The 26492-nt window shown below is 47.4% G+C and carries 20 protein-coding genes and 1 pseudogene; 17 read left to right on the top strand and 4 right to left on the bottom strand.

Annotation, left to right across the window (positions count from 1 at the left end; genetic code table 11):
• Positions 1-8: 8 nt before the first annotated feature.
• The 5 genes from TY03_RS16175 (at position 9) to TY03_RS16155 (ending at position 4239) form a co-directional block, all read left to right on the top strand.
• Positions 9-434 (top strand): hypothetical protein, encoded by a 426-nt coding sequence (locus TY03_RS16175; RefSeq protein WP_042371794.1) that lies wholly within the window; start codon positions 9-11, stop codon positions 432-434.
• A 68-nt stretch (positions 435-502) separates the two neighbouring features.
• A complete protein-coding gene (locus TY03_RS16170; protein ID WP_042371792.1) occupies positions 503-1375 on the top strand; it encodes a VIT1/CCC1 transporter family protein in 873 nt (290 codons plus the stop codon).
• A gap of 25 nt (positions 1376-1400) precedes the next feature.
• A complete protein-coding gene (locus TY03_RS16165) occupies positions 1401-2828 on the top strand; it encodes a Na+/H+ antiporter NhaC family protein (RefSeq protein ID WP_042371791.1) in 1428 nt (475 codons plus the stop codon).
• 67 nt (positions 2829-2895) lie between these two features.
• Positions 2896-3474 carry a DUF4251 domain-containing protein gene (locus tag TY03_RS16160; RefSeq protein ID WP_042371789.1) on the top strand — a complete coding sequence of 193 codons (579 nt, stop codon included), beginning with the start codon at positions 2896-2898 and terminating at the stop codon, positions 3472-3474.
• A 99-nt stretch (positions 3475-3573) separates the two neighbouring features.
• A complete protein-coding gene (locus TY03_RS16155; protein ID WP_042371787.1) occupies positions 3574-4239 on the top strand; it encodes a LuxR C-terminal-related transcriptional regulator in 666 nt (221 codons plus the stop codon).
• Here the strand turns inward: TY03_RS16155 and mnmA are convergent.
• A complete protein-coding gene (mnmA, locus tag TY03_RS16150) occupies positions 4230-5294 on the bottom strand; it encodes a tRNA 2-thiouridine(34) synthase MnmA (RefSeq protein WP_042371785.1) in 1065 nt (354 codons plus the stop codon). The two genes, TY03_RS16155 and mnmA, sit on opposite strands and share 10 nt — an antisense overlap.
• Before the next feature lie 141 nt (positions 5295-5435).
• On the opposite strand from mnmA, the gene TY03_RS16145 reads away from it, so the two are divergent.
• The 11 genes from TY03_RS16145 (at position 5436) to TY03_RS16095 (ending at position 19998) form a co-directional block, all read left to right on the top strand.
• Positions 5436-6812: a PDZ domain-containing protein gene (locus tag TY03_RS16145; RefSeq protein ID WP_042371783.1), complete on the top strand. Its 1377-nt coding sequence runs from the start codon at positions 5436-5438 to the stop codon at positions 6810-6812.
• Between the two features lie 206 nt (positions 6813-7018).
• On the top strand, positions 7019-8113 hold the full coding sequence (locus TY03_RS16140) for a glycosyltransferase family protein (RefSeq protein WP_042371781.1): 1095 nt from the start codon (positions 7019-7021) through the stop codon (positions 8111-8113).
• A complete protein-coding gene (locus tag TY03_RS16135) occupies positions 8110-9564 on the top strand; it encodes a lipopolysaccharide biosynthesis protein (RefSeq protein WP_042371779.1) in 1455 nt (484 codons plus the stop codon). The genes TY03_RS16140 and TY03_RS16135 overlap by 4 nt, the downstream gene beginning before the upstream one ends.
• Before the next feature lie 35 nt (positions 9565-9599).
• Positions 9600-10727 carry a glycosyltransferase family protein gene (locus TY03_RS16130; protein ID WP_042371873.1) on the top strand — a complete coding sequence of 376 codons (1128 nt, stop codon included), beginning with the start codon at positions 9600-9602 and terminating at the stop codon, positions 10725-10727.
• A gap of 15 nt (positions 10728-10742) precedes the next feature.
• On the top strand, positions 10743-11654 hold the full coding sequence (locus TY03_RS16125; protein WP_042371777.1) for an SP_1767 family glycosyltransferase: 912 nt from the start codon (positions 10743-10745) through the stop codon (positions 11652-11654).
• A gap of 24 nt (positions 11655-11678) precedes the next feature.
• Entirely contained in the window at positions 11679-12752 is a 1074-nt protein-coding gene (locus tag TY03_RS21580; protein ID WP_052332521.1) for a glycosyltransferase family 2 protein, read from the top strand.
• 12 nt (positions 12753-12764) lie between these two features.
• A complete protein-coding gene (locus TY03_RS16115) occupies positions 12765-13931 on the top strand; it encodes a glycosyltransferase family 4 protein (protein WP_042371775.1) in 1167 nt (388 codons plus the stop codon).
• On the top strand, positions 13928-14809 hold the full coding sequence (locus tag TY03_RS16110; RefSeq protein WP_042371772.1) for a glycosyltransferase family 2 protein: 882 nt from the start codon (positions 13928-13930) through the stop codon (positions 14807-14809). Before TY03_RS16115 ends, TY03_RS16110 begins: the two co-directional genes overlap by 4 nt.
• 12 nt (positions 14810-14821) lie before the next feature.
• Entirely contained in the window at positions 14822-16042 is a 1221-nt protein-coding gene (locus TY03_RS16105) for a glycosyltransferase family 2 protein (protein ID WP_042371770.1), read from the top strand.
• Between the two features lie 139 nt (positions 16043-16181).
• Positions 16182-18836: an ATP-binding protein gene (locus TY03_RS16100; protein WP_042371767.1), complete on the top strand. Its 2655-nt coding sequence runs from the start codon at positions 16182-16184 to the stop codon at positions 18834-18836.
• Positions 18837-18903: 67 nt separating this feature from the next.
• Positions 18904-19998: an endonuclease/exonuclease/phosphatase family protein gene (locus tag TY03_RS16095; protein WP_042371765.1), complete on the top strand. Its 1095-nt coding sequence runs from the start codon at positions 18904-18906 to the stop codon at positions 19996-19998.
• A gap of 152 nt (positions 19999-20150) precedes the next feature.
• Here the strand turns inward: TY03_RS16095 and TY03_RS16090 are convergent, their stop codons facing one another.
• A complete protein-coding gene (locus TY03_RS16090; protein ID WP_042371763.1) occupies positions 20151-22064 on the bottom strand; it encodes a choice-of-anchor J domain-containing protein in 1914 nt (637 codons plus the stop codon).
• Between the two features lie 19 nt (positions 22065-22083).
• Positions 22084-24642, bottom strand: coding sequence for a TonB-dependent receptor (locus TY03_RS16085; RefSeq protein WP_449374811.1), 2559 nt, complete (start codon positions 24640-24642; stop codon positions 22084-22086).
• A 115-nt stretch (positions 24643-24757) separates the two neighbouring features.
• Between TY03_RS16085 and TY03_RS16080 the strand changes: the two genes are divergently transcribed.
• Positions 24758-26041, top strand: coding sequence for an IS1380 family transposase (locus TY03_RS16080; RefSeq protein WP_042366226.1), 1284 nt, complete (start codon positions 24758-24760; stop codon positions 26039-26041).
• A gap of 163 nt (positions 26042-26204) precedes the next feature.
• Here the strand turns inward: TY03_RS16080 and TY03_RS16075 are convergent.
• Positions 26205-26462 (bottom strand): annotated as a pseudogene (locus tag TY03_RS16075) (carboxypeptidase-like regulatory domain-containing protein); the annotation flags it as partial.
• Positions 26463-26492: the final 30 nt, after the last annotated feature.

Genomic DNA, 26492 nt, shown 5'->3' with positions numbered 1-26492 from the left:
AAATATATATGAAATACGGAGTCAACAGACAAACATTACTTCTTACAGCCGGCATTGTATGGCTAGTGGCAGGAGCCAATATTCTACGCATCGGGCTCATTACTTGGTTCAACAGTCCCCGTGATCTTCTTTTCAAAGTGGGAGAGGCTACTGTTGTGTTTCTGTTGTTCTTCCTCTTTGTCTTTAAGAAACTGTACGATAAACATACACGCCGCATCGAACAGAAAACAGATAAAAGCTGTCCGTTCTCCTTCTTCGATGTCAAGGGATGGATCATCATGACCTTCATGATTGCACTGGGCATTACCGTACGAGAGTTTCACCTGCTGCCCAACCGCTTTATCTCGGTGTTTTATACCGGCTTGTCACTGGCACTCATGTTCACCGGATTACTCTTTCTTCGCTATTGGTGGAAGAAGCGTCGCACAACTTAAAGTGCCACCTGAAAACATAATTTAGTAGATTTGTGTTACCTTTGTACGCTAAAACCAAAGAAAGTGATATGAATCTGACAGAAAAGACTCTCCAAGAGTTTCTTCGCTTCCAACGAAACGAAATAACCGAAAGCATCGTTTACGACCGATTGGCTTCAATCGAAAAGGACGAGACAAACCGCGAAACCTTGCGCCTGATATCGAATCAAGAGAAGGGGCATTATGCCGTGCTGAAAGAATACACTCAACAAGACGTAGCTCCCAAGCGGTTTCGCATCTTTAAGTTCTACTGGCTGGCACGTATATTGGGTATCACCTTTGCCATCAAGCTGATGGAATCGAGCGAAGAGAGCGCGCACAATGAGTATGCCACCTATACCGATTACCCCGACTTGCAGGCCCTCTCGCTCGAGGAAGAGGTACACGAAAAGAGTCTGATCGCACTCATCAACGAGGAGCGGTTGGAGTACATGGGCTCGGTCGTACTGGGATTGAACGATGCGTTGGTAGAGTTTACCGGTGCATTGGCAGGATTTACGCTTGCTTTAAGCGATCCCAAACTCATTGCGCTAACAGGCAGTATCACCGGTATTGCTGCAGCACTATCTATGGCATCGTCCGAATATCTGTCAACCAAGTCGGAGGGCGACAAGAGCAAGCACCCGACCAAAGCGGCGGTCTACACCGGAATTGCCTACCTCATTACAGTCATCGCACTCGTGAGCCCGTTTATCCTGATCGGTCATGCCTTGCTGGCATTGGCAGTGATGCTGATCATGGCACTCCTCATCATTGCCTTATTCAATTATTACTACGCAGTGGCACGAAGTGAGAGCTTTCGCAAACGATTTACCGAGATGGCGATACTGAGCTTCAGCGTAGCGGCAGTGAGTTTCCTGATCGGTTATCTCCTCAAAACATTTACCGGGCTCGATGCCTGATACCCCTTAACATGAATTAAATAAAATGAAGAAAGTTCCTTCTCCGCTCGTATCGCTGATACCGCTTGTCGTACTGGTCATTTTGCTGTTTGCCATTATCCGCACCTTTGGTAGCGATGCCCTAACAGGAGCCAGCCAGATTGCTTTATTAACCACAACCGGGGTTTGCGTACTCATCGGCATGGCCTTTTACCGTATTTCGTGGAAAGACTATGAGCTGGCCATTACCAACAACATCACCGGTGTGGCTTCGGCTATTATCATTCTGCTTATTATCGGTGCGCTTAGTGGTGCGTGGATGGTGAGTGGCGTTGTACCTACCCTGATTTATTACGGTATACAAATTATCCACCCCAGCTTCTTTCTGGCCTCGACGTGCATCATCTGCGCCTTGGTATCGTTGATGACTGGCAGTTCTTGGACTACCATAGCCACCATTGGCATTGCCCTTATGGGCATCGGTAAGGCGCAGGGATTTGCCGACGGATGGATAGCCGGTGCCATCATCTCGGGAGCTTACTTTGGCGATAAGATATCGCCTTTGTCAGACACCACCGTACTCGCCGCTTCGGTTACCGACACACCACTGTTCAAGCACATCCGCTATATGCTCATTACCACGGTACCTTCGCTCATCATCACTCTGGTACTGTTTACTATTGCAGGATTGACACACGAGGGAGGCGATACGGCACACATTGCCGAATTTGCCGCTTCGCTCGACGGTAAGTTCAACATTACCCCCTGGCTGCTGATCGTACCGACAGCAACGGGTCTGCTGATTGCCCGACGTGTGCCATCAATTATTACCTTATTCTTGTCTACTGCCATGGCGGCAGCGTGTGCAGTCATCTTCCAACCTGAACTATTACACGAAATAGGAGGACAAGCAGAACACGGTATAAACTCTCTCTTTAAAGGCTTCATCATGACCCTTTACGGAGGCACCAACCTGCAAACAGAAAACGCTGCACTGACTGAGCTGATCGCTACGCGCGGCATGGCAGGAATGATGAATACCGTTTGGCTCATTCTCTGCGCCATGTGCTTTGGAGGAGCAATGACAGCAAGCGGTATGCTTGGTAGCATCACTTCGGTGTTTGTACGCTTCATGAAGAACACCGTAAGCATGGTGGTATCGACCGCTTGTTCGGGTATCTTCCTGAATCTGGCCACAGCTGATCAATACATCAGTATCATCCTTACAGGAAATATGTTTCGTAACATCTACGAGAAAAAGGGTTACGAAAGTAGACTGTTGAGCCGCACTACCGAAGATTCAGTTACCGTTACATCGGTACTCATTCCTTGGAATACCTGCGGCATGACACAAGCCACGATATTGAGTGTACCTACACTCACCTATCTACCATACTGCTTTTTCAACATTATCAGCCCTTTAATGAGCATTACCATTGCGGCGATCGGATATAAAATTGTGCGAAGGCAATGAACAATATGCAACAGCCGTTGTTTTGCAATAAACGAACAACATTATTCAACCTAAACAAAAAAGAATTATGAAAAAGTTTATTGCATTAGTAGCATTAGTATTAGTAAGTGCATCAACTATGTTGGTTGCACAGGAGTCATCAAGAGAAATCCGTAAAGCAGAAAGAGATGCCGAAAGAGCAAAGATGAAAGCTGAAGAAAATGCAGCCAACACACTTGCTTATCAGCAAGCCGTGCAAGCACTGAAAGACAAACAATTTGTGCTGGAAGCAGATCAGGTAATCTTCCGCAACGGACAAAGTGCTTTTGTATCGACTACCACTAACTTTGTGATGATGAACGAACAGCGTGCCACCGTACAGATTGCCTTTAACACTGCATACCCCGGCCCTAACGGAATTGGTGGTGTAACCGTAGACGGTACCGCATCGGATATGCAAATGACAACCGATAAGAAAGGCAATGTGAATTGTAACTTCAGCGTACAAGGTATTGGTATTTCAGCTCAGGTTTTCATCTCGTTAACCAACGGCGGTAACAACGCAACCGTAACGGTGAACCCGAACTTCAATTCGAACACACTTACCTTGAATGGCAATCTGGTACCATTGAACCAGTCGGATGTATTCAAAGGACGCTCTTGGTAAAAAATTACTCGTAGCTAAAAGCGAATAACTTAACGAATCTCCGCTGCAAATCGCACAAAAAGTGTACATTTGCAGCGGAGTTTTTTATTCGGATTACTTATGAGAGAATATATCATTGCAGATAATCAAGATATTAGCAAAGCGGGAATGATGTTTCTGCTGGGCAGACAGAAAGACGTGTCGTTACTACTCGAAGCAGACAGCAAAGCAGAGTTAATAAAGGAGCTTCGCTTGCACCCTGAGGCAGTGGTTATTCTTGATTATACACTTTTCGATTTTAACGGTGCCGATGAATTGATGGTACTGCAACAACGATTCAAAGAGGCCGACTGGCTCTTGTTCTCGGACGAACTGAGTATGCACTTCCTACGTCAGGTGCTATTTAGCAGCCGCACTTTTGGTGTGGTGATGAAAGACAGTTCAAAAGAAGAGATCATGACCGCCCTGCAATGTGCATCGCGCAAGGAGCGATTTATTTGTAATCACATCAGTAACCTATTACTGTCCAATAACACCTCGTCAAACACGGGCATTACTCATATTCCCGAAGACCATCTGCTTACTGCCACCGAGAAAATAATTCTCAAAGCCATTGCTCTTGGCAAAACGACCAAGGAGATTGCTGCCGAGAAAACACTCAGCTTTCATACCATCAACAGCCACCGAAAGAACATATTCCGTAAACTAGGGGTTAACAATGTGCACGAAGCTACGAAATATGCCATGCGAGCTGGCATTGTAGACCTGGCCGAATATTATATCTGAATCTCTCCGCTACCGATGCAGATCTGTGCCCCTTCGTCGTACACCACACCAAACTGTCCGGGCGCAATGCCTTGCAGTTTCTCGGACGATAGCAGTCGCAAGCCGTCAGGCTCGCGAATCAGTCTCCCTTTGATAAACTCGGGTGTATGGCGAATCTTAAAGGTTACACCCACCTCGCCTGCTTGTCCGACCCAAGGATCTTCGGTAATGAAATGAAAGTCGGGCATGCGGAACTCGTAGCCGTACTGTGTATCGACATCGTAGCCATGGGAAACGTAAACAATATTCTCTTCTATATTTTTGCGAATAACGAACCACGGGCCTCCACTCAATCCGAGTCCTTTGCGCTGACCGATGGTATGAAACCAATACCCCCGATGCGTCCCTACCCGCTTACCTGTTTCGAGTTCGATAATAGCCCCCTCGCACTCACCCAGAAAACGGCGAACGAAATCATTGTAATTGATCTTTCCCAGAAAACAAATGCCTTGACTGTCTTTGCGACGAGCACTGGGCAAACCGGCTCTTAGAGCTACATCACGCACCTCGTGCTTCATCAGGTTGCCCACGGGGAAGAGTAGTTTTGAGACTTGCAGGTAATCGATCTGTGCCAGAAAGTCGGTCTGATCTTTCAACGGGTCACGAGCCGTTCCAAGCCATGTCTTACCATCGCGCTGCACTGTAGTGGCATAATGCCCGGTGGCAGTGAAGTCAAAGTCCTTTCCCACTCGTTCTTCGAAGCAGCCAAACTTCACCAGCTTGTTGCACATCACATCGGGGTTGGGAGTTAATCCGCGCTTAATCTTGTCAATGGCGTAGGCCGCCACACTATCCCAATACTCGCGGTGAAGGTCGACTACCTCGAAAGGCAAACCATACTTACGGGCAATGGCGGTAGAAAGCTCAATGTCTTCCTCGGCCGAGCAATCCATGTACTCGGCACCATCCATACCGATCTTGATGTAAAAGAGTGAAGGGCGAAGTCCTTGCTCACAAAGAAGGTGTACGACAACCGAGCTGTCGACACCTCCGGATAATAAAGCGGCTATATTCATGCTAATACCTATTGAAACTGATGCAAAGATAGCAATTGGCCGGCAAATAAGCAATCACACATTAAAGCCATTTTTATACCATAATTGTGGTAGAAAACGGAAGTATTTCATACATTTGCAGCATAAACAGCTCACTATGATATGAAAATAAGAAACCTACTACTGATTCCGGCAACGCTTGTTGCCACCCTATCGAGTCTTACCTCGTGTGGTGTAGACCGCTGGCCGGAGTATGCTGCAGAAACCGAATTGGATCAATGGATCACCACCGTGATGCGCGAGAACTACCTTTGGTACACGGATATTCCGGAAGATAAAAACTTGAACTTTTTTAAAGCACCCGAAGATTTTCTAAAGAGTATCGTATCGAAAGAGGATAATGCTGCTTCGTATATAGACACCATCTATCAGCAACCCCTACCTAGCTACGGATTCGATTACAATCTTTATCAAGTTGTCAATAACGATACAGCTTACAACGCACTGATTACGTATGTACTGCCCGACTCACCCGCCAGTGCTGCCGGACTGAAGCGAGGCGATTGGATTGTGGAAGTAAACGACGAGGTTATCACTAAGAAAAGCGAACCCAAGTTATTGAATACGGGCTTAGCCTTGAAACTGACAACAGGCACATATACCTACCAGACAGATCCTGAGACCGAGGCGCAAATAGGAGTGGTGGTTAAGAGCGGAACCGCGCAGATCGGTGCCGAACAAGGAGTAGAAGACAATCCGATCCATTACCACAGCGTGATAACCACCGCCAATGGTATCAAGGTGGGCTATCTTGTATACAGTCACTTCACTGCCGGCACAGAGGCCGATCCGCAAAAATACAACGAGCAGTTAAGAGCTGTTTCGCGCGAGTTTGCCACGGCAGGCATTACCGAACTCATTCTCGATCTGCGCTATAACAAAGGCGGTTCACTGGCATGTGCCCAACTATTGTGCGCATTGGTAGCACCCCAGAGTGCTTTGGGCACACCACTAGGAAACCTAACCTACAACGACAAACTAACCAGCAAAGATCGGTCGTTGACTTTCGACTCCAAACTAATCGGATCGGGTAGCAACTTGAATATATCGCAAGGCTTTATCATCTCTTCCAATGCCACAGCAGGAGTATCGGGAGTAATGCTCAACTTACTGTCACCATTAAAAAGATGGGGTCTTGTAGGCAGCAACGTTTCATGCAACGGGGTGGCTACGGAGGGTTTTGCAGACCCCACAAACACGTGGTCGCTCAATCCGGTGGTTTGTACGGTATACAATAGCCTCCAAGAGTCGGGACGCGGCGGGAGTTTTACTGCCACCAAAACGATCAGCGAAACGAATAACCTGACTAAATTCCTTCCCTTTGGAAACCCGGATGAGATGCTGCTCAGTACCACCATCGGATTGATAGACGGTACCATCAAGCCTACAAGCCCAACGGCTCAATCCACCATCCAACCAGTCAAAGAAGTGATTCGTACCCCTGCCCGAAAGAGTATTACCAGAACAACAATCCGGTAACGCAAAGAGCATTGAAGCAGTACCCGACCTTAGTCGACAAATGGGTTTGTTTCAATGCACCAGAGATGATATGCAGCGCAAAAGGAAAGAACCTAAAGCTTTAAAATTATTTGTTACTTTATTTGAGTTTTATCAAAAGAAACGTATCTTTGTAAGAAGGGAACGAGAGAGAATAGCTGATATATCAATCCCAAAAACAAAGAAAAATGAGAACACCACTACGCGTTTTGGTTGCATTTAAAGAAGGGGATACAGACAACTTGTTTGTAGAGACGTTATGTAGAGGTATAGCTGGTCTGGGAGTGGATATCACCTACTCGACCGAGCGCTTCTGGAACGAAGAGCAAGCGAGTTACGACATTATTCACCTGCAATGGCCCGAGGAGCTAGTTGGATGGTCGTGCAATGCACCAGAAGTAGTAGAGCAGCTACGCGTACGTATCGGGTATTGGCGCAATAGAGGGGCACATATCGTATATACGCGGCACAACCTACGCCCACACTATGCCAACCCGTTTATCAAGGCAGCTTACGACGTGGTTGAACAGGCAGCAGACGTGGTAGTACATATGGGTGAATACAGCTACAATGAGTTTCTAGCAGAGCATCCGCAAAGCTGCAACCGCATCATACCTCACCACCTCTACGAAGATACGTATCCACAAGACCTATCGCCTGAAGTGGCGCGCAGAAAGCTTGGTATCGGACGCACAAAGTTCGTGCTGACCGCATTCGGCAAGTTCCGTAACCGTGAAGAGGTAAGTATGGTGCTGAGCGCCTGGCTGCACACACACCTACCGGGCAAATACCTACTCGCTCCGCGCCTGTTGCCATTCTACCGCAAACCATGGTACAAGCAAGTAACCAAGCGGTGGATGTCTCGGATTGCCTATCACACACTGATTCCTCTTGCACGCTTGTGGCATATCCGTGCGGGATCTAACGAAGATATTGTAAGCAACGACCGTCTGCCTTATTACCTCGCAGCATCGGACGTAGTGATGGTTCAGCGCAAAGAGATTCTCAATTCGGGCAACGTACCTCTGGGATTTCTTTTCGGCAAAGTAGTGATCGGACCGGATACGGGCAACGTAGGCCCATTGTTGCGGCAAACTGGTAACCCTACTTTCGATCCCGACAACACGAAGAGTATCGTAACGGCGATCGAAGATGCCTACCGCTTACGCCTTGCAGGGCATGGCGAAGCGAACTACCGCTATGCACAGGAACATTTCGGACTAGAACAGATCAGCCGTGCCTATGTGGCGGCTTATGAAGAAGCGAGGGCAATGAAGCAATGAAAACAACCAAACAATTACTTCTATCAGGTGTTTTTTACACGGCCGTAGCCAAATATTCGGGTATAGTGATTTCACTCGTGGTGGTAGGGGTACTCTCTCGCCTACTCTCGCCCGATGATTTTGGTATCGTAGCCATTGCCACGGTCATTATCAACTTCTTCAGCATCTTTACTGACATGGGCATCTCTCCTGCCATCGTGCAACAAAAGGAACTCACGCGTGAAGACCTGTCGGACATCTTTTCGTTTACCATCTTCTCAGGTATAGGCATTAGCTTGCTGTTTTTCGGTGCATCGTGGCCTATTGCCGCCTATTATAAGAGCGAGATATTACGCACATTGTGCCAATTGCTGGCACTGAACCTATTCTTTGCCTCGGCCAATATTGTGCCCAGTGCCCTGTTCAACAAGAACAAGGAATTCAAATTCATCGCCTTGCGTAGCTTTATCATCCAGATAGTATCAGGAGCAGCAGGAGTAGGAGCAGCACTATTAGGGGCAGGGTTATATGCTCTCATCATCAGCCCCATCTTGTCGAGTATCCTGATGTTTGCGATCTCGTACCAGCGCTATCCGCAGTCCTTACACCCGACGTTGGGATTGCGGGCTATTCGCAAGATATTCGGCTACTCAGCCTACCAATTCTTGTTCAACGTTATCAACTATTTCAGTCGCAACCTCGATAAGCTACTTATTGGCAAATATTTAGGAATGTCTTCGTTGGGATATTACGACAAGTCGTATCGGCTGATGATGCTTCCGTTACAAAACATCACACAGGTTATTACTCCAGTGATGCACCCGATACTGAGCGATTTACAGAACGATAGCCTACGCCTTGCTTCTAGCTACGAGCGCATTGTACGGTTGCTAGCGTTTGCCGGATTTCCCATCAGCGTATGCCTATTCTTTACCGCCAAAGAGCTTACCTTTATTCTCTTCGGTGCACAGTGGTTACCGTCGGTGGCGGTGTTTCGCATTCTCACGTTATCGGTGGGGCTGCAAATCATCCTCTCCTCGTCAGGTAGCATCTTTCAGGCTTCAGGTGATACACGCAGTCTGTTCGTCTGTGGCGTGTTCTCATCGGTACTCAACGTGAGTGGTATCCTGCTGGGAGTATTTTACTTCGGCTCGCTCGAGGCGGTGGCGTGGTGCATCGTGATTACGTTTACTATCAACTTCGGGCAGTGCTACTGGCAGATGTACCGAGTCACATTCGGGCGTAGCGAACGTTATTTCCTCAAACAACTCGGCTCACCCCTACTGCTCAGCATGCTTTGTACAGTCGTATTGCTACCCCTAAGCTATGTACTCGAAGAGACACATATATTGATAAACATCCTGATAAAAGGAACCGTATTTGCCGCTGTGGTGTTTATCTACGTGCAGTTGAGCGGAGAGTACAACTTATTAGACGGAGTTAAAAAACTGTTTCGACGCAACAAGCTATAACCAATTCGGTGACAAAAAACAAAACAGATAACGAAATGAAGGCATTGTTCTTACTCTTTCACGGATTCGAGGAGTTTAACGGCATCAGCAAGAAGATACGCTACCAGGTAAGCGCGCTCGAAGCGTGCGGCATGGAGGTACACACCTGTTGGCTCGACGACGACCATAACCACAAACGCCGCATGATCGACGATAAGGTGCTGTGCGACTACGGCAACGGACTGGGCGGAAAGATACGCAAGCGTACGGGTCTGGGCTGCATCGCCCGGTACGTGAACGAAGAGCGGATCGGGTTCGTCTACATCCGCTACGACCACAACGCCAACCCGTGGACCATCGCCCTGTTGCGTAAGCTCCGCAAGAGTGGTGCGCGCATCGTGATGGAGATACCCACCTACCCCTACGACCGCGAATACAAGGGACTTCCCGCGCCGTATCAGCGCATTTTACTGGTCGACAAGTGCTTTCGCAAGCAATTGGCACGGTATGTGGACTACATCGTGACCTTCTCGGACTACGAGATAATTTGGAACCGCCCCACAATACGCATCTCGAACGGCATCGACTTCGGGCAGATCAGGCAGAAAACGAGCGGTGCACCGGCAGGCAACGAGGTGCACCTCATTGCCGTGGCAACAATGCACCCATGGCACGGATTCGATCGCGCCATCCGGGGTTTGATAGACTATTACGCGGCTCCGCACACCGAAGAGGTGTATCTGCACGTGGTGGGCTACGGCGTGCCGCAGGTGGTGGAGGGCTACAAACAGTTGGTAGCCGAGCATGGGTTGGAGGAACGCGTGGTGTTTCAGGAAGCGCTGTTTGGCAGTGCGCTCGATGCGCTCTTCGAGCACTCGCACATCGGTATCGGCAGTCTGGCGCGCCACCGCAGCGGTATCGAGCATATCAAAACACTCAAGAACCGCGAGTATGCGGCACGGGGCATTCCGTTCGTATACTCCGAAACCGACAGCGACTTTGAGCAGATGCCCTACGTGCTCAAAGCACCGCCCGACGAAACACCGCTCGACATCGGCAGGTTGTTGCGCTTTTACCACTCGATCGATCTCGATCCGGGGCGGATACGCGCTACTATCGAGCAACGCTTGTCGTGGCAGCAACAGATGCAGGAGGTGATAGACCGTGCGTTTTCCAAACCCTAAAAATCAGACTCACCCATGAGGATAGACATCATCCGCCGAATGGCACAGAAGGTACGCTACAATGCGACCGTTGAATGGTATAATTTTTGGTACATCGTGCTGGGCAAACGTCAACGCGTAGTGCCGCAGGTGGCATCGATCGATGAAACGATACGCCGCATCGCCCAAGAGGGGTGCTCGATCAGCCGCTTTGGCGATGGCGAACTGCTACTGACGAGCCCCGACAAGGCCATCGGCTTTCAGCAGGGCAGTCCCCGGCTGGCAGCCATGCTGCGCGAGGTGCTCGTGAGCCACGACGAAGGGCATCTGGTGTGCCTCTCGGACACGTTTACCAATCTGTACCGCTACAACCGCAAGTGCCGCCGCTTCTGGCGCACGCACTTCTTCTTGTACGGCGCGTGGTGGGATCGCTACCTGACACCGGGACGGAGGTACTACAATACCTTCGTGACGAGGCCTTACATGGATTTCGCCTCGAAAGAGGATTCGGGCCGATGGTTCGAAGATATGCGCAGCATCTGGAACGACCGCGACGTGGTGATTATCGAAGGAGCGCAAAGCCGTCTAGGAGTGGGCAACGACCTTTTTGACGGGGCACGCAGCATCCGCCGCATCCTCTGCCCCCCACGCAATGCCTTCGAACGCTACGACGAGATACTGGCACAAGCCTTGAAACTGGAGAAGGGGGTGCTCTTTCTCATCGCCCTCGGCCCTACGGCTACGGTGCTATCGTACCAGCTCTTCAAGGCGGGCTATCAGGCGGTCGATGCCGGACACGTGGACATTGAATACGAATGGTGGCGGATGAACGCCAAACGAAAGGTGAAGATAGAACGGAAGTTTGTGAACGAAGCCGCCGGAGGAGATCGGGTGAAAGACCCTGCCGACAGCCGCTACGAGCAGCAAATACATGCTCGAATAGAATAGATATAACGCTCAAAGACAATAGATATGAGGTATGAAGTAACCATCGCCATCCCCCTCTACAATGCCGAAGCTTACATCGGAGAAACCATGCAAGGGGCATTGGCACAGACCTTCGGGTCGATCGAATTTCTGCTTATCGACGACTGCGGAACGGACGCTGGAGTAGACTTGGTGCGCACCCTGCAAGGTACCCACGAACGGGGCAAGGACATCCGCATCGTGGCACATCCACGCAACCTCGGTGTGGCAGCGGCACGCAACACCGCCATCGAACAGGCTACGGGCAAGTACCTCTTCTTTCTCGACAGTGATGACCGGATAACACCCGACTGCATCGAGCTGCTCTATCGCTCCATCGAGCACGAAGGTGCACAGGTGGCAATCGGCTCGCACCGGCAGGTTAATGTCGCTACGGGTGAGGTCACACGCGAATTCGCCCTGCCGCACCTTTCGGCACACGAACCGGGCAAATTGGCGGCACTGCGTTTTGGGGAGCTGCACCACGTGCTGGGGTTCTACATCTGGAACATCCTGTACGATCTCTCGTTCGTGCGCGACAAGCAGCTACGCTTCCAAAACCTGCACATTGGCGAGGACTTTGTTTTTCTGTACGACCTCCTTCCCGAGGTCGACTCGTTTGTTCTACTGCCCGAATATACCTACGCGTACATCATCCGCCCCGACTCGCTTTCGCAACACGGCACACGCAAGCAGATTCCGCTGAGCGAGATCGACGAACAGGTCTACATACGCAGCTACGGCAAGCAACGCTTCGAGGGACTCAAAGACCAACCCTACGCCGCCGACATGGTGACCAACCTGATGAAGTACAGTTTCGAAGCCGCCTCGTACGTGGTAGATAGGCGCAAGCTGATCGTGCCCCCGGCAGGCGCACGGCAGATACGCGAACTGCTTCGCCATCCTCTCACGGCAGGCGAAGTGTGGCAGCTCGATCGTCATCGAACAAGTAACCTTATCTATCTGTTATGGAGTAAGCTGCCGTATGGTATCGCCACGCTGCTGCTGACCGGCTTTCTACGCCTGCTCCAGCTATCGTGGAGCGCAAAAACGACACTCCGCCGGTTATCAACCCGATAAAAGCCAACGATTATGAAGATAGTGTATGTATTTCGCTCACTAACCGTCGTAGGTGGCGTAGAGCGTATTCTGATTGAAAAGATGAACTACCTCGCCTCGCTGCCGGGCTATGGAGTAACGCTGATTACCTACGAACAGGGGCAGCATCCCATTGTGTTTCCGTTGACACAGGCGGTGTGCCACATCGATCTGGGGATAGAGTTCTATACCCAGTACCGCTACGGAATCGTGAAGCGAAGCTACCTCTATATAGGAATGTTGCGCCGCTTCAAGCGGGCATTGAAGAAGCAGTTACAACGCATCGAACCGGATGTGATTGTAAGCACTACCTACTCGCCCATGGAGATTGGCATCCTCAGCAGCATCAAAGGGGAGGCCAAATGGGTGCTCGAAAGCCACTCGGCCAAAGGAGCTATCGGCAAGAGAGCCATCCACCGGAACAACCCCCTGATGAAGTTCGCAGCCACAGTGGCAGATTGGAAATTGTACCGCGGAATCAAGCGGTGCGACGCCTTCGTTGCCCTGACACGTGCCGATGCACAGGCATGGCGCAAAGTGAAGCAGGCAGTGGTGATACCCAATATGCTGACCCATTTTCCGCAACGAGTCAAAGATCCTACACAGACCTACAAACAGGTTATCAGTGTAGGCCGATTGGAGAATCAGAAGGGCTACGACCTGCTTATCGAAGCGTGGAAGCGAGTAGCCAAGAAGCATCGCGACTGGAAGCTCGCTATCTACGGCGAAGGAAGCGACCGCGCCATGCTCGAAGAACGCATCGGCTCGTACGGGCTCAAAAGGCAGGTGACACTGTATCCACCCACCAACCGCATTTACGAGAAGTACATGGAGAGCGATTTCTACGTAATGAGCTCGCGCTACGAAGGGTTTGGGCTGGTGCTGGCGGAAGCCATGTCATGCGGCGTGCCCTGCATTTCGTTTGACTGCCCGCACGGACCCAGCGACATTATCATGCATACCGCAGACGGACTGCTGGTGCCGGACGGAGACACTGAACACCTAGCCACTTCGATCTGCTACCTGATTGAGAACGACGAGGCAAGGCAACAAATGGGCAAACGGGCGCGGATGAACATACGACGCTACCTGCCCGAATGGGTGATGCCGCAATGGACCCGACTATTCGAATCATTAACTACTAAACAGAACCATCCATGAGTTGGTATACCAATTACATACGCGTTTATGAGCAGCCTATCGGCAGCGTTTCGCCCTCGATCATCGAAGAGGTGCGCAGCAAACTGAAGCAGTTGAAGGAGATTGAGCAACAGGCACAACAGGGACAGCAACCGAATCCTATCATCGCCTCGGTAGTTATCATCGCCCACAACGAAGAGGAGCACCTGCTAAGCTGTCTGTGGTCGCTGTGCGACAACGAATGCGACTTTCCAATCGAGATTCTGGTGGTCAACAACCAGTCGACCGATCGTACCGAAGAGGTGCTGCAAACCTTGGGAGCAACCTACTACAACGAAATCCAAAAAGGACCGGGACACGCCCGCCAATGCGGACTGAACCATGCACGGGGAAGATATCACCTCTGCGTCGATGCCGATACGGTATATCCCCCCCACTACATCGCCACGCATGTGCGCGAGCTAAGCCGCAAGGGAGTAGTGTGCACATTCGGACTGTGGAGCTTCATGCCCGACAAGCATCATTCGCGTGTGGGGTTGTGGGTGTACGAAACCTTGCGCGACCTGCACCTGAAGCTTCAGGCGGTTAAGCGTCCCGAACTCTGCGTGCGTGGCATGAACTTCGCCTTCGACACTGCACTGGCCAGACGCTTCGGCTTCCGCACGGACATACGCCGAGGAGAGGACGGATCACTGGCTCTGAACATGAAGCCATACGGTAGACTGGTGTTTCTGACTGGCAAACGGGTACGAGTGCTGACCGGAAACGCTACGCTCAATGCCGACGGTTCACTGCTGAAGAGTCTGTGGGTGCGCATTGTCAAAGCCGGAAAAGGATTTGTCGGACTATTCACGCCAAAGGAAACATACGAAGATAAAGACTCGAACTTACTCAACTAACCGCACTGCGCCATGAACCATCCTTACTTCACCCTTCAACTGATCTTCTGGATCGCCCTCTTCATCGTATTCTATACGTATATAGGTTACGGCCTACTGCTCTACTTACTGGTCAAAGTCAAGGAGGCTTTTGCCAAGCCCCACCCCACCCCCACGGAGGGCGAACGACCCGACGTCACCCTCTTCATCACCGCCTACAACGAAGCCGAGGTGGTTGATGCGAAGATGGAGAACTCGCTTGCGCTGGACTATCCGCACGAGAAACTACACATCGTATGGGTGACCGACGGTACTACCGACGATACCAACGAACGCCTGCGCACGCGCTGGGCAGGAACGACCACAGTGCTCTTCGCCCCCGAACGGCAAGGCAAAACAGCCGCCATGACGCGCGGTATGAAGCTCATCGAAACACCTCTCGTGGTGTTTACCGATGCCAACACGATGCTCAACAAGGAGGCGGTAAGCCGCATCGTACACGCCTTCGACAACCCCAAAGTGGGCTGTGTGGCAGGCGAAAAGCGCATTGCCCTACAAACACGCAACGGAGCAGCCGCTGGGGGCGAGGGGCTCTATTGGCGGTACGAATCGACCCTCAAAGCACTCGACGCACGCCTATACTCCGCTGTAGGAGCTGCAGGTGAACTGTTTGCCGTGCGTAGAGAGCTCTTCGAGGAAATGGAACGCGACACACTGCTCGACGATTTCGTGCTCTCGCTGCGCATCGCCATGAAAGGGTATCTCATCGCCTATTGCAGCGATGCGTATGCCATCGAAAGCGGATCGGCCGATATGCGTGAGGAACAGAAGCGCAAAGTACGTATTGCTGCCGGCGGCTTGCAATCGATCTGGCGACTCAAGCCACTGCTCAATCCGATGCGCTATGGAGTATTGAGTTTTCAATACATCTCGCACCGTGTTTTGCGGTGGTCACTCACTCCTATACTGATGTTTGCACTGCTTCCACTCAACATAATCCTGTTGAAATTGTTATATACTTCGGTCGAAACATCGCCGGGCATCGTGACGCTATATAGTGTGTTGCTACTGATGCAGGTTCTGTTCTATCTGGCGGGATTGTGGGGCTATTATCTATCGTCGCATCAACTAAAAAACAAACTTTTTTTTGTACCTTACTATTTCTTGTTTATGAATGTCAATGTGCTCAAAGCCATTGATTATCTACGCAAGAGACACGGAAACGGTGCTTGGGAAAGAGCCCGGAGGGCATAAAGTCTGCCAAAGGAAAGAACAAACAAAGGAAATAAATATCCGTAAAGAAAATGCATATTTCTTTACTTATTCAATTCTTATTTACCTTTTTTTTATAACTTTGTCGCATTGCATTTAATTATACATAAGCTATTTAGCGATGAACAGAATTTTACATAACGAGCAAAACTCTCAACGAATATTGCAGATGGTAGCCGATACGCTCATTTTGGTACGCCCCGATGGCATGTGTGTAGACATTAACTCACACAGCGAGTTGTGGTTTCTGCAAGAAGAATTGCTTCTAGGAAAGAACCTATTCGACTTCATGCCTAAGCGTACACTGGAGAAGATACTGCCCATCTTTCGGGAAGTTGTTGAGAAGCAAGAAAAAGCTAATCGGAACTTCCGACTAGACTTGAAGGATCAGACTTATTACTTTAAGTGCATCATGACACCCTATGACGGTATGGTACTTTGCCAATATCGTGACATTACCGCACGCAGCAATGTGAAATTACAACTGGAACGAGTCAACAGGGAGTTGGTCGAGATACAGAGAGCAGCGCAAATAGGCCAATGGAAATACAATACAAACGACAACCTTTTTTATTATTGGGGGCATACAGGTATTTTCTGCGACAACGAAGTGCGTAGCATCATGCTTGACGAATATACGAAGTTGATATTAGCCGAAGACCGTGCCTCTTTCGTTAAATGGCTTAGTTCTAAGAAAGATAGCGATGACAAAGAGGATTGCCTTGACTATCGTATCAAATACGACGAGAGGATATACTATATCCGCTTGAAAGCTTATGTACACGAATTGATGCCCGACGGAAGTTTTACCATCGAAGGCTACATACAAAACGTGACCGACATACAACGCCGCCGCAACGATATCAATACGCTTACTCATGCCATCAACAATGCCAAAGAGAGCATAGTTGCAGCCAAAGAAGACGGTACAATAATATTCGCTAACCGACAGTTCAGAATCAACCACCGCATCTCAGAAAAAGTAGAGATCGAATCACTAAAGATCTATGAAGTGGTGGGCGATATGAACACGCTGGAGAGCTGGAAACGTCGGTACAGAAACGCTAAGCCGGGTGAAAGTAGCACCTTTATTGCCTATCATCCGCTCAAAAACAACAAAAATGCACTAGCCTTCGAAGGAATGATCTACCATGTAACAAGCGACGAGGGAGTGGTGAGTTACTGGGCCTTTTCACACGATATATCAGACAGGCTGCGCTACGAGTCGCAAATAAAACGGCTCAACCGCATCATGGATAGCACCATGCAGCACTTGCCTGCCGATATTGTAGTGAAAGATATTAACAACGACTTCCATTATTTGTATTATAATCGGACGGCACACAACCCACACATGAGCGACCAACATATTATGGGCCAGAGTGATTTCGACTTCTTTCCACCCGATATAGCCGAAAGCCAACGGCAGGAAGACATTGAAGTGGCCCGAACAGGAAAAGAGCTACACAAGGTAACCGAAGAGATAGATGAGAACGGGATGCCCAGAATACTGGATAAAAGGAAAATAAAGATCGAAAGCAATGACTTCTCGCCCATGATCATCAACATCGAATGGGACATCACCCAACTGGAGTTAATGAAACGAGAGCTAATGGTTGAAAAAGAGAAAGCCGAACGATCAGACAAACTCAAATCAGCTTTCCTAGCCAATATGAGCCATGAGATACGCACACCGCTCAATGCTATCGTCGGGTTCTCGCGCATCATAGCCGAAAGCGAAGATGCACAGGAACGACAGACGTACTACGAAATTGTAGAAAGCAACAATGAACGATTGCTTACGCTCATCAATGAAATACTCGACCTGTCGAAAATAGAATCGGGGATTGTTGAGTTCACCACCACTCAGGTGAAACTGAATCGCTTGTGCGAGGAAATATACGACGCACACCTATTCAGGTGTCCACCAAACGTAAAACTGATATTAGACCCCTCGGACGAAGAACTAATCATAGACACGGACAAGAGCCGCGTATTTCAGGTCATTTCAAACCTAATCGGGAATGCCTTCAAATTCACCGAAGAAGGAAGCGTAAACTATGGCTACAAGAAATTGGGAGGGTGGATTTACTTTCATGTGTCGGACACCGGCATAGGTATCGCTCCCGACAAGGTAGACAAGGTGTTCGAGCGGTTTATCAAAGGAAATACCTTTGCACAAGGCACCGGACTGGGGCTATCGATCTGTAAAACCATCATCGAACGTCTTGGAGGCGAAATATATCTGCAAACAGAGCTGGGCAAGGGAACCACATTCGTGTTCACATTGCCCGCCCGTAATGAAGATCTCAACTCGGAAGAGTTTGATAACCTAATGCAAACCGATACCGAAACAACTGAGTGGCCTTTCAATATGCAGTTACCAACTCCCCCAAAAAACAACGAGAATAAGGAGATCATCATTCTCATAGCCGAAGATACCGATAGCAACTATGACCTGCTAAAGGCCATTCTGGGCAAACGCTATCGCTTGGAGCGGGCCATGAATGGTATGGAAGCCATTACCTTATTCGAATCACTGAACCCCGATCTGATTTTAATGGATATCCGTATGCCTATTCTCGATGGACTGAAAACAACACGGATCATCCGTGAACTATCAACTGAAGTACCTATCATTGCACAAAGCGCGTACGCTTACCCGAGTGACTTGTCGGCAGCCGCAAGCGCAGGTTGCAACGAATTCGTATCCAAGCCTATCGCAGCCGATCAACTCAAAGAGGTTATTTTGAAATGGCTTAACCGAAGGGAATAAGCAAACAGATAAACAGCAAATAACCGAAAACCAATTTATCACCTCCTTAACTGTAAAGCAAATCATTATGGGAAAGAAAGCCGTATCCCGCCTGTGTTATTATCTCTCTATCGCACTAACGCTTCTCTTGGCACTCTTTGCTCTTGGAGGAGCTTTTGCCATATTCGTTACCCCCGAAAACTCAATGCTGATTACCTTTCTGGGGTTAGCATTACCGGTTTTACTGCTCATCAATCTTGCTGCAGCCATCTACTGGACTATCCGCTGGCGCTACTGGGTATGGTTACCCTTGTTGGCCATAGTAGGCAATGCTTTTTACCTGAACGGTATCTGGCAACCGGGTACGACACACACCGAACCTATCGAAGGAACAACCACCATCGTAACGTACAACGTAAACAGCTTTAACAAAGAGACCTCGGGACATACCTGCAAAGAGATTGCTGCCTACCTAAAAAGCCAACAAGCCGATATCATCTGTTTTCAAGAATTGGGCATCAATTCAACCTTTACCGCCGATAGTATCAAAGCCGCTATGAGCGAATGGCCATACAGCTACATTCCTCAAGCAGCCGACAGCCTTTCGTTGCTTCGACTGGCTGTGTTCAGCAAATTCCCCATCGCCGAACGCGAGCTTATCACCTACCCCAACAGCAGAAATAGCAGTCTGTGGTGCAACATCGACATCAAAGGGAAAACCTTTCGCTTATTCAACAACCACCTGCAAACAACCCAAGCCAGTGCCAATAAATTGCACTTAGCGAAGGCACTGCATAGACAGCTACCGGAAGAAGAGAAATACGAAGAGGTGAAGTATGCGGGTATTCATCTACTCGATGAACTATATCATAACTTTCTAAAACGTAGCATACAGGCCAATGTAGTAAAGCAGTGCATCGATGAGAGCCCCTATCCTGTATTGGTGTGTGGCGACTTTAACTCTCTTCCATCCTCTTATACCTATCATACCGTGAAAGGTAAACAGCTCAAGGATGGTTTTAAAGAGTGCGGACATGGTTATATGTATACCTATCGCTACTTTAGACATCTATTGAGAATCGATTATGTACTTTATTCTAATGAGGTTGAAGGAGTGAGTTATTTCTCGCCCGAGTTAGTGTATAGTGATCATAATCCGGTGGTGATAAGGGTGAGGTTGTAGGCTTCTAACAAGAGAATAGGATATGAATACTCCATGAACATCTCCTATATGGTGGGGAAGTAAATGGATAATATATAAAGAAAGAGACCTACTCGGATTTGGTTCCGAGTAGGTCTCTTCTTTATTACTCTTAAGGAGTTATATTGCTGTTATTATAACTTCACCAATGAGTCTTTGATGTATTGGAATTTAGCATCACCAACAACCAGATACTTGATTACATAAGGCGTAGTAGCCGAACCATCATAGATGGAGAAGTTAATTGTATAAGTTACCTCAACACCGGTTACTGGTTTAGCATCAGCGTAAAGCTTCTCTAATGCAGGGGTGAATGCTTCGGGCAAACGCTCGAACATCAACTTAATCAAATCGGCATCAGTCTTATTTCCATACTCACTAGGAGTCTGAGCCTTCCATGCAGATGGACGGAAGTCGAAGTTATTATTATAAGCAGAGCCACCATAATAATAATCATTATTACCATAAGTTGTTACATACTGTGCTCCCTTATTCACTTTTACCCAATCGGTAATAGTTTGATAAAATAATGAAGTTTCTTTATCAGCCTTTGAAGTAGACAAAGTTATAACAACACTTGGGTCGAACTTCCACACACCTTCAGAGCGAACGAACTGATCGGTTACAGTTTCGATAGCATCGTTCTTCACGAATTGTCCGCTTGTGAAGATATACTCATCAGCACGAATCGAAGTTTCTTTGCTCGTAGAGTTGTAGAACTTATAAACAGGAACCTTCACATCGCCTTCTTGTGCAAATGGATACTTCTGTTTCAAGAATGCAGGCAGATAATTATCAGCGTTGAATGTAGAGCTAAAGTTATCGTATTTGCTACCCATAAGATTGAAATCGGCTTGGCTAAGCATCAATACATTGGCAGTAGTATAAGGAGTCCAAGCTGTTCCGCTATACGAATACAGGGTATTAACTAGCAGGTAATTATTCTTTCCCGGAGTACTGATAGCTACATTGTCGATACGAGTCGTAGTAGTAGCTGCCGTAGTACCATTACCTTGATAACGGAATGCAATGCGAATCTTTTTACCTACATAAGAAGCTAAATCGGCAGAGCCTGCATTAACCATATCACCACTGCCGGTAGCAGAGGTAGGAATGGTAAACTTAGAAGTCAGATTATCCCACTTAGCAGCATTGATACCCGCTTCGGTAGTAGGATCTGTCAAGTTAGTGCTCACCAATACGGTGATAGAGCCACCAGTTGCTACATAGTTAGCATAAAGAGCATCGAATGTAAGCAACATACCTTTTTCAACCGATATTTCCTTGGAAATGAGGTATGAGTCCAATTCGCCGGCAGCATGCTGATATGCTGTTTGCTGGGCATATTTATTACCACTATAAGATTTTGCCACCCATTTGGATGTACCGGTTACGGTTGTGTTGGTCCAATTAGCCAAACTCAACTCAGTGTTAGCCGTTGTACCAGTTTCAAAATCTTCTTTGAAAGCAACTGTCATAGCAGCAGGTTCCACATCAGACACGTTGTATGAAGCACATACAATCTGTCCCGATACGGGAGTTGCCACTTTGGCAGCCAAGATACCCGGCACATAGTTAGCAGCCGGCTTAGAAGGAGTAAAGAAGTTCAAAGAACTTGTCGTACCCCATGCTGCCTGATAATCGGTAGCAGCCAAGGTAAATATCGTCGTTTTGTTAAGCTGATTCACGTACTCGGGCAGTGATACCTTTTTGTTAAAGGTTACTTTTACAGCCGCACCATCATCTGCGGTATAGTATTTATCAGCAAGAAATGCCGGTAAATACTGTTCAGCAGTAATAATAGAGGTAAAATAATTATTAGTACCCACATTCTTTAAATCGGTCGAAACACCTGCTTCCTTTGCGATTGCAACGTTGGCCTTATTCGAAGCCACAGCAGCATAATCTGCATTGAGCATGGTATACTCTTTCTTGAAAACATTTGTAGGCTGAGTCATTTCCTCCAACCCTTTGAAGTTTTCTTCATTATAATCACAACCTGCCAACAGCACTAAAGCCGCTATAGGCATTAATAGTTTTTTCTTCATAATTTACTTACTAGTTGGTTTAGAAATTACACTTTAATCTTACACTATAAGTACGTCCGAATCCGTAGAATACGCCATAAGCTGTTTTCCAGTCGTGGTTTGCACCATCAGTCGCATCTGTGATATATTCTTGATCGAATACATTGTTGATGTTTCCTGAAATCATCGCTTTGATCTTACCCATATTGAACTTATAGCTGGCATTCAAGTCAATTGTGCTTGCAGTAGGAATACGCCATGGAGTAACAAATGTTTTTTCGCTATTCATCACCAAGTCGTTCGAAGTCAACGCCCAGTCAGAGTAGTTGTTGCTGAACAGTGTCCAGTCAATACCCAAACGAAGTGAGCTATCGATTTTGAATGTTGCACCCAGTGCAGCAGTTGTTTGAGCCGATCCACCTACTTTTACACCTTTGAGGTTCAATTTCATTTCGCCCGGTTGTAAACCATTAGCAGCAGCATTAACAAGTACAGTTAAGTCTTTACCGGCATCATCTTTGATTACAGCAGTATTAACAAACTGTCCTTCTACGCTGAAGCTACCTGTTGCGTTGCTATCCCAACGCCAGTTACCAATCGAGAACATACCGTTTACATCTAACCAACGGAAAGGTTGAGCCAGAAAATCGAGTTCGATACCTTGGTGCAATGCGCTTACTCCCTGCATGTTTACAACAGCCTTAGTTGCCGAAAGCAAAGCAGGATTGTAGGGTGCGTTGATATCTCCATCATAGAAATTAGTAATATCGTTCGAGCGAGCCATTGTTTTATCCATCCAACGAGTGTGGTATGCATTCAAGTTTACACTTAAGAAACGAGAACGATAGCCGTAACCCACTTCGAAAGAGAAGATCTTTTCGTTTACTGCATCCGGGTTGGTTGCATTGCTTACAGTCGAATTAAGGAAAGCACCTCCCGAGAAGAAAGGAGCACGACTGATATAGCCTACGTTGGCAAATACGTTGTGGTTTTCGGTCAAGTTATAGTTTACTCCACCCTTGGCATTCCATCCAATGAAGTTTACTGTTTCCGACTTAGCATGCTCAGCATCGTAGTAGAAACGGTCATAACGCCAGTAGCCAGTATTAGATACCGATCCGGATACGAAAGCACTAATTTTGTCTTTGTTGTACTCAGCTTGTCCAAATACACCTTCCGACATTACATAACCATCATAATCGCGATACACTACATCACCTACCTGCAATTTCTTGTTTACAAAGGCACTGCCGGCTGCTGCACCCGAGTTATTAGAAAGCAATACGTTCTTTCTTGAGCTTGAGTCAACGAAGAAGTCACCACCGTAAAGGTCAATAATTTCGTTCGTATGTATACCTTTATAATAACGAAGGTCGATACCACCATATAGATCGATATTCTCGCCAATCTTTGTAGTATAGGTTGATAGTAAACCGTACCAGTTGTGCGAGTTTACTGATTTAGACATCACCATGGCCGAACCATTTTCGCTTTGTTCGTTCAATCCGTAGACTTCATCGTATGCAAACGTACCGTCTGCTTTACGGAAAGCCATATTGAGCTGACCGTTGTTGCTACCAAACCAGTTGTTACGATCGGCACTTGTAAGACCCTGTCCGCTATATCCATAACCACGACCAATCGAAGCGTAGAGTGCTGTACTCAAGCTAGATTTGTCATTGATCTGCCACAAGTGGTTCAACGAAAGTTGAGGTTTGTTATATACGTTGCGAGCTGATGTCTTACGTTGTCCGTTGATACCAAAGCCATAGCTAGGGTTGAATTTGTATGCGCTCTCGCCGTTCATATAGCGTTTGCCTACCTCTTGCCATCCCTCGATAGTAAGACCATCTTTGCTATTGCGTTGGTTGTGCCATTGGGGAGCACCGAAACCGGTGAATGACAGTTGATGATTATCGTTGAAACGTTTTGTTACATTGATAAACCAATTGTATCCCTCGAAGTTAGTACCTTGAATATAGCCATCACCCCAAGTCTTTCCACCTAAAAGAGTCATCGCCCATCCCGATTTGCTTACACCGGTAGACACTTTGAAAAGCATCTTATTCATTCCGTCGTTACCCATAGCATACGATACGAAACCACCTTTATTTACATCAATAGAGTTTGTTACGATATTGATAGAGCCACCCACAGAAGGAGCTGCTACTTTTGAGGCACCCAAACCGCGTTGCACCTGCATGCTGAAAGTTACGTCGCTCAATCCGGCCCAGTTAGACCAGTATACGCCACCCCACTCCATATCATTCATCGGTACACCGTTGATCATCATAGCCGAGTTTTCAGACTTAAAACCACGAATGTTTACCTTAGAGTCACCAAATCCACCACCTTGTTTAGTAGCGTAGATACCCGGGGTCGATTTCAGTACTTCGGGGAACTCTTGTGTGCCCAGTTTCTCTTCAATAAACACAGGATTGATTGATGATACCGCAATAGGAGTCTTGCGTGCCACCGCGATAGAAGAAGTAATCGTTACGTCGCCCAATGCCACAGCATCAAGTTCCAATTTGATTACACCTAAGTTAACCGTACCTGTTTGCGTAATTTTTCTCTTAAACCTTAAATCCGCAGTCATATTATTTTCAGAGAATCCAAACACTTGAGGATGAATAACATCCTCAAGGTTTGGTTATGTCACAAGATTCACCTAAATTAGTGCTACCAAACAAACCATAAAGGTACTTGTGCATATGACAACAAAAATAGCCATAAAATCAGATAATATCACTCCTTTTGGGGGTATATTTTACGCAATGGATGAATTTTCTCGTTTAGGACTGAATTCCGTGATCGATAAATCTTTAGGATTACGTTCTTCCTACGCCGGTTACCAATATAGCGAAATTATTTCGAGCCTATTTTGGATCTACTATTGCGGCGGTGACCACATCGAAGATATCGGCAAACACCTTGGCAAACATCTTGAATTACGCCCGGATACTGAAATCCCCAGTCCGGATACTTTATTGAGAGGCATAAAAGAACTCGCAGAATTGGATATCCACTATACTTCCCAAAAAGGAGCAAGCTATGCTTTCAATAAGGCGGAACAGCTTAATAGTTTGATGCTCGATATGCTCCTTCAAACAGAACAACTCAAGCCAAACACGCTTTATAACTTGGACTTCGACCACCAGTTTATTCCCACAGAAAAGTATGACACTCAGTATTCTTACAAGAAAAAACGTGGTTATTTCCCCGGCACGGCAACTATTGGTGGTAACATTGTTGGTGTGGAAAATCGGGCCGCAAACGCAAATGTCCGTTTTCGTCAAGCGGATACGCTCCAACGGACTTTTCGTCGTTTGGCCGATAGGGGAATATTCATAGACCGTTGCCGGATGGACTGTGGTTCTTATTCGGAAGAGATTATCCGTATGACACATGGCTACTGCAACAAGTTCTACATACGAGCCGGCAAATGTCAGTCTCTGTATGAAGAAATGACGAAAATCACAGATTGGAAAAAAGAAGAAATCAACTTCGAGAATTATGAAGTGACCTCCATACCTTTTACTTCCTTTTTGCAAGAAGAAAACTACCGACTTGTTATTCAAAGGCAAAAGCGTAAGGACAACCAATTGGACCTATTTGATGGTGAATACACCTATCGGTGCATCTTAACCAATGACCATGAAAGTTCTGAAAAAGACATTGTACTCTTCTACAATGCTCGTGGAGCCTGTGAAAGAACATTCGACATGATGAATAACGATTTCGGGTGGAGTCATCTTCCCTGTTCATTCCTCAAAGAGAATACAGTATTCCTGCTACTTACAGCCATGGCTAAAAACTTTTATGCTTACCTTATTGAGAAGGTTGCAGCCGTGTTTGAAGATATTGAACCGGTAAGCCGAGTCAAACGATTTATCTTTCGATTCATTACAGTTCCTGCGAAATGGGTAAAGACAGGCAGACAATGGGTACTCAATATTTATTCCGACAAACCATACAAGTTGCTTTGGAGTCCGTAAAAACAACTTTTCGTGGGATTACTTATGCCTTCAGCTAACTGGGGAAAGGGGAAGCTATGCCCTATAACCTGAAATCAAGGAGAAAAGCAGGGGGAAAAGCTACGAGTAGGAACTATTAGGTGAATTAAATCGCTATTTGAATCAGTTATAAATTAGCTGCGGATTTGAGGTTAAATTCTTTGTATCCAAGATACTTGATTACTAAGGTAGCATTTGGAGCAACTTTCAAAGTGAAGTTACCGTCCAAATCAGTCACTGCCCCTTGGCTTGTACCAACAACAGTAGCGGCTGCACCAATCAATGGCTCACCACTTTCTGCATCCACAACTTGACCTTTCACTGTAGTCTGGGCTACAGCTGCGGTGGCATAAGATACCATCAGCAGCGTTACCAGCAGGAAATGAATTAGATGTCTTCTCATAAATTCCTTTTGTTTGTTAATAGAATTTGT

The sequence above is a fragment of the Bacteroides neonati genome, assembly GCF_000499785.1.
Lineage (GTDB): Bacteria > Bacteroidota > Bacteroidia > Bacteroidales > Bacteroidaceae > Bacteroides > Bacteroides neonati.
This window is presented reverse-complemented; position numbering and strand designations above follow the sequence as displayed.

Bases quoted from the DNA above. Each gene is read 5' to 3' on its own strand.
- TY03_RS16160 (WP_042371789.1), top strand. From the start codon at position 2,896: ATGAAAAAGTTTATTGCATTAGTAGCATTAGTATTAGTAAGTGCATCA.
- TY03_RS16130 (WP_042371873.1), top strand. From the start codon at position 9,600: ATGAAGGCATTGTTCTTACTCTTTCACGGATTCGAGGAGTTTAACGGC.
- TY03_RS21580 (WP_052332521.1), top strand. From the start codon at position 11,679: ATGAGGTATGAAGTAACCATCGCCATCCCCCTCTACAATGCCGAAGCT.
- TY03_RS16145 (WP_042371783.1), top strand. From the start codon at position 5,436: ATGAAAATAAGAAACCTACTACTGATTCCGGCAACGCTTGTTGCCACC.
- TY03_RS16085 (WP_449374811.1), bottom strand. From the start codon at position 24,642: ATGACTGCGGATTTAAGGTTTAAGAGAAAAATTACGCAAACAGGTACG.
- TY03_RS16110 (WP_042371772.1), top strand. From the start codon at position 13,928: ATGAGTTGGTATACCAATTACATACGCGTTTATGAGCAGCCTATCGGC.
- TY03_RS16135 (WP_042371779.1), top strand. From the start codon at position 8,110: ATGAAAACAACCAAACAATTACTTCTATCAGGTGTTTTTTACACGGCC.
- TY03_RS16125 (WP_042371777.1), top strand. From the start codon at position 10,743: ATGAGGATAGACATCATCCGCCGAATGGCACAGAAGGTACGCTACAAT.
- TY03_RS16100 (WP_042371767.1), top strand. From the start codon at position 16,182: ATGAACAGAATTTTACATAACGAGCAAAACTCTCAACGAATATTGCAG.
- mnmA (WP_042371785.1), bottom strand. From the start codon at position 5,294: ATGAATATAGCCGCTTTATTATCCGGAGGTGTCGACAGCTCGGTTGTC.
- TY03_RS16095 (WP_042371765.1), top strand. From the start codon at position 18,904: ATGGGAAAGAAAGCCGTATCCCGCCTGTGTTATTATCTCTCTATCGCA.
- TY03_RS16140 (WP_042371781.1), top strand. From the start codon at position 7,019: ATGAGAACACCACTACGCGTTTTGGTTGCATTTAAAGAAGGGGATACA.
- TY03_RS16115 (WP_042371775.1), top strand. From the start codon at position 12,765: ATGAAGATAGTGTATGTATTTCGCTCACTAACCGTCGTAGGTGGCGTA.
- TY03_RS16155 (WP_042371787.1), top strand. From the start codon at position 3,574: ATGAGAGAATATATCATTGCAGATAATCAAGATATTAGCAAAGCGGGA.
- TY03_RS16105 (WP_042371770.1), top strand. From the start codon at position 14,822: ATGAACCATCCTTACTTCACCCTTCAACTGATCTTCTGGATCGCCCTC.
- TY03_RS16170 (WP_042371792.1), top strand. From the start codon at position 503: ATGAATCTGACAGAAAAGACTCTCCAAGAGTTTCTTCGCTTCCAACGA.
- TY03_RS16165 (WP_042371791.1), top strand. From the start codon at position 1,401: ATGAAGAAAGTTCCTTCTCCGCTCGTATCGCTGATACCGCTTGTCGTA.
- TY03_RS16090 (WP_042371763.1), bottom strand. From the start codon at position 22,064: ATGAAGAAAAAACTATTAATGCCTATAGCGGCTTTAGTGCTGTTGGCA.
- TY03_RS16080 (WP_042366226.1), top strand. From the start codon at position 24,758: ATGACAACAAAAATAGCCATAAAATCAGATAATATCACTCCTTTTGGG.
- TY03_RS16175 (WP_042371794.1), top strand. From the start codon at position 9: ATGAAATACGGAGTCAACAGACAAACATTACTTCTTACAGCCGGCATT.